Raw genomic sequence first — 10,678 nt, 5'->3', positions numbered from 1 at the left:
TGGCGATTGCCAAACGCAACAATGCCATGATCATCGCGAATCACGAAATTGCGACATTTTGCGGCTGGCAGGGCGCAAAGGCGCACGGCATGAGCATCGGCGGCGGACACAACTTTCCGTTTGGCCGTGTGAAGTTGACGATTGCGCATCATGGCTCGGGTTCTGAAACCGGCGACAGCTTTGTTTACCTCGGCAGCCCGGCCGGCTTTCTGATTTATGCCGACAGCAAGGTGGTTTATCACGCCGGCGACACGGCGTTGTTCCTGGACATGCAACTGATCGGCGAGATGAATGCGATCGATCTCGCGCTGCTGCCGATCGGCGACAATTACACCATGGGAATCCATGACGCGGCCAAAGCGGTTGAATTTCTCAAACCGAAGATCGTTATTCCGATGCACTACAACACGTTCGATGTCATTGCCGCCGATCCCCGGGAATTTTCAGCCAACGTTGCCAAATTGGGCGCGCGCGTGGAGATTCTCCGTCCGGGCGAAAGCTTTGAACTCTGATGCCGCATTTTCCGCTGAAAATTCGCTTGATCGCTGTGGGAAAATTGCGCGAATCGCATTGGGTGGCGGCAGCAAATGATTATGCGCAACGCTTGCAGCATTATCTCGATCTCGAAATCGTCGAGATTAAAGATCGTGTCGGCAAAGGCAAGGCAGACGCAGAAGCAGTCGCGGCGGAAGGGAATGACATTCGGCAAGCCTTGCGTCCGGAAGCCCGCGCGATTGTTTTGAATATTGAAGGCAAGCCGCTGAGCAGCACCGAGTTTGCAGACTGGCTGCAACATTGTTTTGCCGGCGGCCAGCGCGCGCTTGATTTCGTGTTGGGCGGTCCGCTGGGATTGAGCGCGGAGTTAATCAAACGCGCCGATGTCCGGCTTTCGCTTTCCACCATGACATTGCCGCACGAACTTGCCCGGATCGTGTTGCTGGAACAGCTTTATCGCGGCTGCACCATCTTGCGCGGCGAGAAATATCACAAATAGCAATTGAAAGGAAATTTCGTTGAGCGACTTCATCTCCACGAGCACTAAACCGGCAGCACAATATTTTCAAAAAGGGCTGGGGCTTAAGGCCTTCGCCCAGGAACAGCTAGCGCGTGATTATCACAGCGGGGTGGTTGAATATTTGCGCGCGCATGATTTTTCATTGCGCGTCGGCAACCTGCAATTTTTTCTGGCGAAGGAATTCGGATTTTGTTACGGCGTCGAGCGCGCGGTCGAATACGCGTATCAAGCGCGTGAGAAGTTTCCCGAGCGCCGCATCTTTCTCACCGGCGAAATCATTCACAATCCGCACGTCAATCATCGCATGCTCGAAATGAAAATTGGATTCTTGAGCGGGCAGTACAGCCGGGGCAACGATTTTTCGCTGCTGCGTCCGGAGGATGTGGTGATTTTGCCGGCCTTCGGCGTGACGATTCAGGAACTCAAACAACTGTCCGAGATCGGTTGTGTCTTGGTCGATACCACCTGCGGCTCGGTGTTGAATGTTTGGAAGCGCGTCGAACAATATGCCCGCGACGGTTTTACTTCCGTGATTCACGGCAAGTACAGCCACGAGGAAACCAAAGCGACGAGCAGCCAGGCCATGAAGTATGACAACGGCCATTATCTCATCGTGCGCGACATGGAGGAAACGGAAAACGTTTGCGAGTTCATTGCCGGCCGGCGCTCGCGCTACGATTTTCTGGCGCAGTTTAATAACGCGATTTCGCCGGGTTTCGATCCCGATCACCATCTCATCAAAATTGGGGTGGCCAACCAAACGACTATGCTGTCGAGCGAGTCATTGGCCATTGCCGAACGCCTGAAACGCGCAATGATGGAAAAATACGGCGCCGACACCGCAGCGGAACACTTTCGCAATTTTGACACGATTTGCAGCGCAACGCAGGACCGGCAAGATGCCGTGTTAGAATTAGTGAAAAAACAAAACCTCGATCTTATGCTTGTGATTGGCGGTTACAACAGCAGCAACACCAATCACCTCGTTGAAATTGCCGGACATTACACCCGCGCCTATCATATCGATGATGCGCGTTGTTTGATCGATCTCACCACGATCCGCCATAAACCGGTGAGCGCGCCCGCGGAAATCGAAGACAAGCATTGGCTGCCGGGCGGCGAGCTGAAGATCGGCCTCACCGCCGGCGCCTCGACGCCCAACAATAAAATCGGTGAAGCGATTGCGCGCATCGCCAGCTTGCGCGGGTTGAATGTCGAAGATTGGATGATCAACTGAAAACGTGAGCCAGTTTTATACGATTGCTTCGTTTTGCGCAAGCGAGCTGCGCGTGAAAGACTCGCGTTTCATCGCCTGGTTAACGCCGGCGGCAACGCGAGAACAAGCCGAGGAATTGATCGCCGAGCGCTCCCGCCAATTTCATGATGCGCGTCACAATTGTTATGCCTTGCGCGTGGGATGCGATGCGCGTTTGATCGCGCTTGCCAGCGATGCTCAGGAGCCTTCCGGCAGCGCAGGGCGGCCCATGCTGCAAGCATTAGAGTCACATCAGTTGACGAATATTGCGGCGGTGGTGACGCGCTATTTTGGCGGCACCAAGCTTGGCGTGGGCGGCTTGATGCGCGCTTACAGCGGCGCGGTGCAAGCGGCGATTGCGCAGGCGACTTTGCTGCCGATATTTGCAACCCGCCGCTTTGAGTTGCATTACGCCTACCAACTTTCCGGCATTGTCGACCGGGTCTTGCACCAATTCGAGGCCGAGATCATCAAAAGTGAATTTGGCATTGAGGTCAATCGTGAGATCGAGATTCGTGCCGAGCGAACGCCCGAGTTTAATCTCGTGTTGAATGAGTTGAGCGCCGGGCGCTTGCAAAGTAAGCTGGTAGAATAATATCAAATGCAAGAATGCCGGGAAGTCTAAATGTGTATGCGCAATATGATTGTGTGTACTGATCCTTCGACACAGATATTACCCCGTTTTAATTTTCATGCCAGCGCGATGATTTGTCCGGAAAAAGCCCTTGCATTCTCCTCATAATTTCTGTATTTTCGGCCACCTAAAGATTCACCTCCGTGAATTTCTGAGCTTGAAACTTTAATCAAGTCATTGATGATCAAACGGATGACCTGAGGCGAAATTGCCCGACAAATAGGCACAGGCAATGTGGCGCCTCGGTTTTAAGAATGGTTATCCGATTTTATTAAATTCAAGTTGTGAAAGGGATAGGTGACTATCCCTTCTTTTTAACGTTCTTTGACAATCGGTAGAAGCCAACACGGCCAACCCTGCATGAACTCAGGCTCGTGCTTTCGGATCGCGTAAAGATGCAGAAGCAGAAGCATGAGCATGTTCTGAGTTGATTGCAGCGTTCACTGGCGCTTGACGCGGGTAGGCTTGCCCTCTTGCGGGATATGCGGAATCCCAAATTGTCGGGAATCGCTCACGCCCCGTAAGCGGTCGGGGCTGCCAACGCAAAAAGCAAGCGCAGAGAACGATCCGTCAAAGATGAACCTCTTACTATCATATGGGAGAGTATGACGACAGTATCCAGCAATACGCTCGTACGGGCCAGCCGCCGCGAGCACAACTCCCACCAAATTTCTAGGAGTGATATGAGAAAAGAGATTTTCATCAACTCCTCGGTTGGCGAAACAAGGATCGCAATCCTCGAAGACGGAAAATTGGTGGAACTTCTGACCGAACGGCCGGAAAATGAGCGCATGGTGGGCGATATTTACCTCGGCAAGGTGGTGAATGTCGTGAAAGGCATGAGAGCGGCCTTCGTGGACATCGGACATGAGCAAGATGCGTTTCTTCATTTCAGCGATATTGGTGAGTCGTTGTTCGACTATCAAGCGTTTCTAGATCTTGAAGAAACCTCGGGCAGCGGCCAGCCGCCGCAACGTCCGCATTCCTATCATAAGCCGATTCCGAAAGAGGGCCAGGAAATTTTGGTGCAGATCATCAAAGAACCGATCAGCACGAAAGGCTGCCGCATCACGACGGAGCTGTCGATCGCCGGGCGGTATATGGTTATTGTACCGAACAGCGATATGGTCGGCGTTTCAAAAAAGGTGGTAGACGTCCGGGAAAAACGGCGTCTCAAAAAGATCGCGCAGGCGATCAAGCCAAATGGTTTCGGTCTCATCATTCGCACGGTGGCGGTGGGCAAAGATGAAGAAGCCCTGCGCGCCGACCTTGACAATTTGAGAGCAACTTGGAAAAAGACCGACGCCCGCCTCAAGAAAGAAAAGCCTCCCTGCCTGGTTTATAAAGATCTCGCCATGGCCTCCAGCGTAATTCGCGATTTATTTACGCCTGATATCGATCGGGTAGTCGTGGATTCGCGCCGGCTGCACCAGCAGACGGTCAGATATCTGCAAGACGTCGCGCCGCAGTTCGTGGAGAAAGTCGAATTGTATCGCGGCAAGAAACCGTTGTTCGACACGTACGGCATCGAGCAGGAAATTGAGAAAAGCCTGTCGCGCAAAATTTGGACGAGAAGCGGCGGCTACATCCTGTTCGATCACGCCGAAGCTCTGTCCGCCATTGATGTCAACAGCGGCAAATTCATGGGACGCGCGGGCCACGATGAAAACGCCCTCAAGATTAATCTCGAGGCGGGGCGTGAAATCGCCCGGCAGCTTCGTCTCCGCGACATTGGCGGGATCATTGTCATCGATTTTATCGACATGACCGATCCCAAAATGCGAAAGCGTCTTCACGATGAATTCCGGCGCGAGCTCCGTAAAGATCGTGCACAGTCCAACATCAGCCAAATCAGTGAGTTTGGCATGATTGAGATGACGCGCGAAAGGGTGCGACCTAGTTTGCTGTTCTCCTACTCCGACTCGTGTCCGACCTGCGAGGGAACGGGACGTGTAATCTCCAAGGCAACTGTGCTCACGCGCATCGAGCGTTGGCTGATGCGATACAAGTTCATCGGCAATGAGCGCTCGCTGGGCTTGGTGGTGCATTCGGAAATGATGAAATTTCTGACCTTGGGATTCCGTAGCCGCATCCGCCGCCTGATGTGGAAGTATTGGATGAAAATACAAGTCATGGTGGATGATACGTTGCGGCTCGAAGACTTCAAATTTGTCTCGAAGCGAGATGGACGGGAGATTACGATGTAAGCCGGGCAATGTTCGCAGCGTCTTGCGGCGCTGAACAGGTCTGCCATTGCCGGCAAATCGAGGGAAATTAGACCTTGACAAAAAGCGGTGCTTTCGTTAAATTGCGCACCGCTTTTTTATTTTCGGCAAGTCATAAATTAAAATGGAGTTTGGCATGTACGCCTTGGTGGAAATCGGTGGCGAACAATTCCGAGTTGAAAAAGATGCGAAAATTCGCACGCAAAAGCTGGCAGGTGAATATGGCGCCAGCGTTTCTTTCGATCGCGTGTTGATGGTTAACAACGGTGACCAAGTGGTTGTGGGCCAACCAACGGTTGCCGGCGCCAAGGTTGAAGGCACGATTGTGGACCAGGATCGCGACCCAAAAGTCATTGTTTTCAAGAAGAAAAGGCGCAAGGGTTATCGCAAGCTTAACGGCCACCGCCAGCATAAAACCATCGTTCGTATTGACAGTATTATTGCTTAAAAATCAAGGAGTTTATTCATGGCGCATAAAAAAGGCGTCGGCAGCTCGCGCAACGGTCGCGACAGCAACGCGCAATATCTAGGCGTGAAAAAATATGACGGCGAGAAAGTTCTGGCGGGCAACATTCTCGTGCGCCAGCGCGGCACGCGCATCCACCCCGGTGACCATGTGGGCATTGGGAGAGACGACACGCTCTTCGCGCTCGCCAACGGCAAAGTCAAATTCAGCCGCTTGGGCAAGACCAAGAAAAGAGTCAGCATTATCACAGAGTCATAAAAAAATCAGGCAGGCCAACGAATAAACTTCAGTTGGCCTTTTTTTATTGTGGGATTTTACTGTTCGGACGAAGTCGTGTTCGGACACGAAAAATGTGTGAGAGGAGCCTATATGAAGATTACAGTGGTTGGAGCAGGACATGTGGGCGCTACGACGGCGTTGCGCGTCGCTGAAAAGCGCCTGGCGAACGAAGTGGTGTTGATCGACATTCTCGAAGGCATTCCCGCGGGTAAAGGCCTGGATTTGTGGGAATCGGCCCCGGTAGAGGGATTTGATTGCAAAGTGATTGGCTCGACAAATGATTATTCCCTCACCAAAAATTCCGATCTTGTCGTGATTACCGCGGGCCTGGCGCGCAAGCCCGGCATGAGCCGCGATGATTTGCAGGAAAAGAATGCGGGCATCGTCAAAACTGTAACCGAGAACATCGCCAATCATTCGCCGCAATGCAAAATCATCGTGGTCACCAACCCGCTGGATGTCATGACATACGTCGCGATGAAAGTCAGCGGTTTCGAACCAAACCGGGTGTTCGGTATGGCGGGCGTGCTGGATACCGCGCGCTATCGTACGTTTATCTCGATGGAATTGGGCGTGTCGGTGCGCGACATTAGCGCGCTGGTGTTGGGCGGCCACGGCGATGACATGGTGCCGCTGCCGCGTTTGACCACGGTGGGCGGCATTCCGCTGACCGAGTTGATGAGCGCCGATCGCATCAACGCCATCGTCGATCGCGCCCGCAACGGCGGCGCGGAAATCGTGAAATATTTGAAAGAAGGCAGCGCCTATTATGCGCCTTCTGCCGCCGTAGCGGAAATGGCCGAATCTGTGATTCGCGATTCTAAACGTGTATTGCCGTGCGCGGCGTGGCTCAACGGCGAATATGGCTTGAAAAATGTGTATTGCGGCGTGCCGGTGAAGTTGGGCAAAGACGGCGTTGAGAAAATTTATGAAGTCAAATTGAACGAGGCCGAATTGAAGATGCTGCAAGAATCCGCCGGCCACGTGCAAGCCAGCATCGCGAAACTGAAGCTGTAAAAAGTCCTGACGTTACTTGTGCAAAATTCATGGGCGATCACGTGATCGCCCATTTTTGTTTGTGCCGAGAGATATTGCCGGCTCTATTTAGGTTGTGAAGTCTTTGGAATGCCCTCGTGTCCGATTCGGGCTTGCTTGCGTCACGCCCTTGCGGGCTCGATCTCCACTTTGATATTCGACCATTTGCCTTGTTGAAAGCGCAAAAACGAAAGGACGGCGCGCAACGCGTGCCCCATGACGATCGCGAGCCAAATATCATGGGCTTGTAAGTTGCGCGTCATCTGTAAAAAACCGCAGAACCCGAGTGGAATCGCGATTTGTGAAATCAATGTGATGTACAGCGGGCTGCGGGTGTCGCCCGTACCTTGCAATCCTCCGGTATAAGACAGCGCTACCGTGATGAACAATCCCGAAATACTCAAATAGTGCAGCAGTTGCACGCCAAGATCGACGACGATCGGGTCCGTCATCCCAAAAAGCGCCAGCAATTGTTGGGGAATGAATATAAACAACGCGCCGATCACAGCGGCAAGCGTGAGACCGAGACGAGACGCGGTGTGCGCCGCTAAGCGTGCACGCTCAATTTTTCCCGCGCCGAGATTTTGTCCGGTAAGCGCCGCGGTCGCGCCCATCAATCCCACCGACGTCCAGGTAATCAACGAGAACAATTCTGTGTACCCCACGGCATAAGCCGCCTGCGCTTCTGCGCTTTCCGGCAACGAGCCGATGAAACGCAGCATCATCACCCCCGCAAGATTCATGGCAACGCCCTGAAAGCCGGTCGGCAAACCGAAGCGAAAGAGCGAGGTGATGATGCTCCAATCCGGCCGCCAATTCATCTTGCGCGAGAATTGCACCACGAGTCGTTGCGAAAAGAGCAAATAAACGCCCAGCGCAGCAGCAATGCCGGCGGCGAACACTGTGCCTATGGCGGCGCCGGCCGTGCCGAATACCGGGATGAGTATCATATTAAGAATCAGGTTGAGCACGGTCATAACGATGCCAAGGCGCAGCGGCGTTTTGGCGTCACCCGCCGCGCGCATGGCGCCGCCGAGCATGAAGAAGAGCATCTTGCCGAGGCTGAACACGAACATCAAGCGCAAGTAAGGCAGGGCTTCGGCTTTGACGGCCGGCTGCGCATGCACGAGATTCAACAATTGCGGCGCAAAAATGTAGCCCAGGGGCGCCAGTATCAAACAGGAAATGACCACCGCCGTCAAAAAGGCTTGATAAACCACGCGATTGACTTTATCGGGCTGTCCCGCGCCTGCAAAACGCGCGACCAAAACACCCATGCCGCTGAAAACGGAGCTGGTGAACACGATTACCACCAGAAATATCTGCCAGCTCACGCCAATCGCGGCGTTGGCAGTATACCCAATGAACTGGCCCACCATCACGTGATCGATAATGCCTTGCAAGCCGCCGATCATGTTTTGTAAAACTGTCGGCCAGGCAAGCCGCCAAAAGGCTTTGAGAATCGGGCCTTCGATGAGTTCACGGTCGAACGTTTTTGTGTTTGAACGAGGTTCTGCCATAATCTGCTTTGTGTGTGTGATTGAAGTCTTTTTACAAATTTATTGACACGAGATGAACGGCACGGCGCGCATGAATCATACGGCTTCTTCGCTGCGTTGCAAGATGAACAAAGGCGCTTCGGGCGGGCAGCCCAGGCGCACCGGAAACCAATGCCCGGCGCCGCTTGAGGTATAAAGCTGTGAGGCGCCGCGCGCATAATGCCCCCACAAAAATTTATCCGGCGCCCAGTTTTCAAACAAACTGCGGCCGTTAAGGCCGATTTGCATGCCGTGCGTATGCCCCGACAAAGTCAAATCGATGCCGAGGTGTGCGGCATGCGTAAAGCCGGTGGGGCGATGGCTCATAAGAATTTTAAAGGCCTCTGACGGAGCGTCTGCCATTGCCGCGTCAATGCTGGCCTCAAAAAACTCCGACATGTCCCGGCGTATCATGCGTTGCGGGTCATCGGCGCCGCCGAGATAAATTGATGAACCATTCCAGGACAATCGCGCGCCTTCGTTGCACAGCAAGGGCACCGGTCCGGCGGCAAAGCTTTTGCGCACAGTTTTGATGCCGCGAAAGTATTCATGATTGCCGAGCGACGCAAACACACCGAGCGGCGGTTTAAGTGAAGCCAGCATCTCCAGCAATTCTGGCAAAAGATTCAAACGATCGGCGAGATCACCCGTCACCAAAACGAGATCTGCTTTGAGTTCCGCCACTCGCGTGAGCAACTTGGCGACATCATGTAATTGTATGTAATAGCCGACATGAAAATCGGAAAAGTGCAGAATTTTCAAACCGCGCAAGCCCTCCGGCAGATGTTTGAACTGGAGCGGAATTTCAGGAATACGGATCTCGCCGAAGGCCTGCGCAAAGCCGCTGGCACTCGCGGTCATGAACATCGCAGGAAAGGCGACGGCAGTCGTGCGCAAGAAACGCCTCCGGCTCAAATTCAGCGATTCGCCCTCAGGTGTGTGCTTTGAGGCGCGCGCCTCGAGTCGATCTTCAATCCAGTGCGCTAAACTCGTGAGTGGCAGGGCGAAAAAGATTGCCAGTGCAAACAAAGATACGAGGGTTGAGACGACCGCGCTAACGCCCATGAATTCGGTTGCATTCATGGCGGCTGCTATCGCCCAACAGGTATTGAAAAAAATGCTGAGTGCAGGAAGAAGTCTGACCGCAAGGCGAACGTTGCGGTATTTCCACCATCGAGTATGTAGAGTGCGAAGGCCTTTGGAAATCCCCATTGACACCAAAAAAACAAACGCGGCATTGACAAACATCGGAATAAATGTACGCATGTTCTCCTGTATAGCTATTCTAAAAATTTTGAAACGCCAATATAAGAAATCGCAGACTGCAAATCACGCAATTCCTTTTGCGAATAAATGTCAATTGCATGATTGGTGAACAAATGGCTCGCAGAGAAAGGCTCTGGCTTTAGAATGAATAAGTCACATCAACAGAAAAGAGCGTGTTGCGCGAGTCGCTGGCTTCCTTGAGTCGGCTGATTTCGTTGTCATAATTCGCGAATGCGCCAAGCTGCCACTTGGGGTGGAAGGTCCAGGATAGAAAAAGCAGGAGGGAGTTGATATTGCGGTCGGAATACGAACTGGAGAGCAGCAAATTGTCGGCAGAAACGTCAGGATAGGTTCGGACTTGAAAGGCATTACTGGCGCTTAGCAAAAATCCTTTGGTGGTAAAAAGATCAAGTCCGAGTGTGAAGCCGTGAGCATAGTAATCTGCATAACCCAAAAGGCTGTTATGTGCTTCATACTGCCGCAACAAAAAGAGATAACCTATGCTCGCCTGCCAGTCGCGCATGAATTTGAATTGCACTTGCGGATTGGCTTTGAGGTCGAGAAAATCAGGCGCTAAATCGTCGCGTACTTCCGCAGGATAGACGCGACTAGTGAAATCGCTTTCCAGGCGCAGGGCGGCAGAGGCGCCGATGCCGAACCGCAGATCCGCACGCAGATAACCTTCCTGGTGCGTGTTTTCGTAGGTACTGTCGGAAATGCCGCGGCGATAAACGCGCCGGCGCCAGAGATTCTCAATAAAAATCGACGAATTTTGCGCCGAGTGTTTGAACCAGCTCGTTTCGAGCCGGTGTTCGAAGTAATCGTGTTCGGCAAAACGCTGATGCCGCCGGTCGTTGAAACTGTAGCGCGCACGCAGCCGTGAAGAAAAACCGGCGGAATAAATCGCGGCCAGACTTGCTTCATTGTGAGTATAGTTGCGTGACAGCTCGTCTTCATTTTGATAG

The 10,678-nt window shown here is 52.9% G+C and carries 10 protein-coding genes; 8 read left to right on the top strand and 2 right to left on the bottom strand.

Annotated features, from left to right (window positions below):
• The 8 genes from FBQ85_19490 to mdh all read left to right on the top strand — a co-directional run.
• The coding region (locus FBQ85_19490) for a metal-dependent hydrolase (protein MDL1877320.1) at positions 1–512 on the top strand (512 nt) is incomplete at its 5' end.
• The gene (locus tag FBQ85_19485) at positions 512–994 is read left to right on the top strand and encodes a 23S rRNA (pseudouridine(1915)-N(3))-methyltransferase RlmH (protein MDL1877319.1); all 483 of its coding nucleotides are present in this window, start codon (positions 512–514) and stop codon (positions 992–994) included. The genes FBQ85_19490 and FBQ85_19485, both read left to right, overlap by 1 nt.
• Before the next feature lie 31 nt (positions 995–1,025).
• The gene (locus tag FBQ85_19480) at positions 1,026–2,252 is read left to right on the top strand and encodes a 4-hydroxy-3-methylbut-2-enyl diphosphate reductase (protein ID MDL1877318.1); all 1,227 of its coding nucleotides are present in this window, start codon (positions 1,026–1,028) and stop codon (positions 2,250–2,252) included.
• A 4-nt stretch (positions 2,253–2,256) separates the two neighbouring features.
• Positions 2,257–2,865, top strand: coding sequence for a YigZ family protein (locus tag FBQ85_19475; protein MDL1877317.1), 609 nt, complete (start codon positions 2,257–2,259; stop codon positions 2,863–2,865).
• Between the two features lie 644 nt (positions 2,866–3,509).
• Positions 3,510–5,111, top strand: a complete 1,602-nt coding sequence (locus FBQ85_19470; GenBank protein MDL1877316.1) for an Rne/Rng family ribonuclease — start codon at positions 3,510–3,512, stop codon at positions 5,109–5,111.
• 154 nt (positions 5,112–5,265) lie between these two features.
• Positions 5,266–5,577: a 50S ribosomal protein L21 gene (gene rplU, locus FBQ85_19465; GenBank protein ID MDL1877315.1), complete on the top strand. Its 312-nt coding sequence runs from the start codon at positions 5,266–5,268 to the stop codon at positions 5,575–5,577.
• Between the two features lie 18 nt (positions 5,578–5,595).
• The gene (locus FBQ85_19460) at positions 5,596–5,853 is read left to right on the top strand and encodes a 50S ribosomal protein L27 (protein MDL1877314.1); all 258 of its coding nucleotides are present in this window, start codon (positions 5,596–5,598) and stop codon (positions 5,851–5,853) included.
• Between the two features lie 111 nt (positions 5,854–5,964).
• Positions 5,965–6,891, top strand: a complete 927-nt coding sequence (mdh, locus tag FBQ85_19455; protein ID MDL1877313.1) for a malate dehydrogenase — start codon at positions 5,965–5,967, stop codon at positions 6,889–6,891.
• Positions 6,892–7,031: 140 nt separating this feature from the next.
• Here the strand turns inward: mdh and FBQ85_19450 are convergent, their stop codons facing one another.
• On the bottom strand, positions 7,032–8,429 hold the full coding sequence (locus FBQ85_19450; protein MDL1877312.1) for an MATE family efflux transporter: 1,398 nt from the start codon (positions 8,427–8,429) through the stop codon (positions 7,032–7,034).
• Positions 8,430–8,504: 75 nt separating this feature from the next.
• A complete protein-coding gene (locus tag FBQ85_19445) occupies positions 8,505–9,713 on the bottom strand; it encodes a metallophosphoesterase (GenBank protein ID MDL1877311.1) in 1,209 nt (402 codons plus the stop codon).
• Between the last annotated feature and the right edge of the window lie 965 nt (positions 9,714–10,678).

This window comes from Cytophagia bacterium CHB2, from assembly GCA_030263535.1.
Lineage (GTDB): Bacteria > Zhuqueibacterota > Zhuqueibacteria > Zhuqueibacterales > Zhuqueibacteraceae > Coneutiohabitans.
The sequence above is the reverse complement of the archived record's forward strand: the minus strand, read 5'-3'. Positions and strand labels throughout refer to the sequence as shown.

Excerpts from the sequence above, each read along its gene's own strand:
- FBQ85_19485 (MDL1877319.1), top strand. The coding sequence starts at position 512 with ATGCCGCATTTTCCGCTGAAAATTCGCTTGATCGCTGTGGGAAAATTG.
- FBQ85_19445 (MDL1877311.1), bottom strand. The coding sequence starts at position 9,713 with ATGCGTACATTTATTCCGATGTTTGTCAATGCCGCGTTTGTTTTTTTG.
- rplU (MDL1877315.1), top strand. The coding sequence starts at position 5,266 with ATGTACGCCTTGGTGGAAATCGGTGGCGAACAATTCCGAGTTGAAAAA.
- FBQ85_19470 (MDL1877316.1), top strand. The coding sequence starts at position 3,510 with ATGACGACAGTATCCAGCAATACGCTCGTACGGGCCAGCCGCCGCGAG.
- mdh (MDL1877313.1), top strand. The coding sequence starts at position 5,965 with ATGAAGATTACAGTGGTTGGAGCAGGACATGTGGGCGCTACGACGGCG.
- FBQ85_19460 (MDL1877314.1), top strand. The coding sequence starts at position 5,596 with ATGGCGCATAAAAAAGGCGTCGGCAGCTCGCGCAACGGTCGCGACAGC.
- FBQ85_19450 (MDL1877312.1), bottom strand. The coding sequence starts at position 8,429 with ATGGCAGAACCTCGTTCAAACACAAAAACGTTCGACCGTGAACTCATC.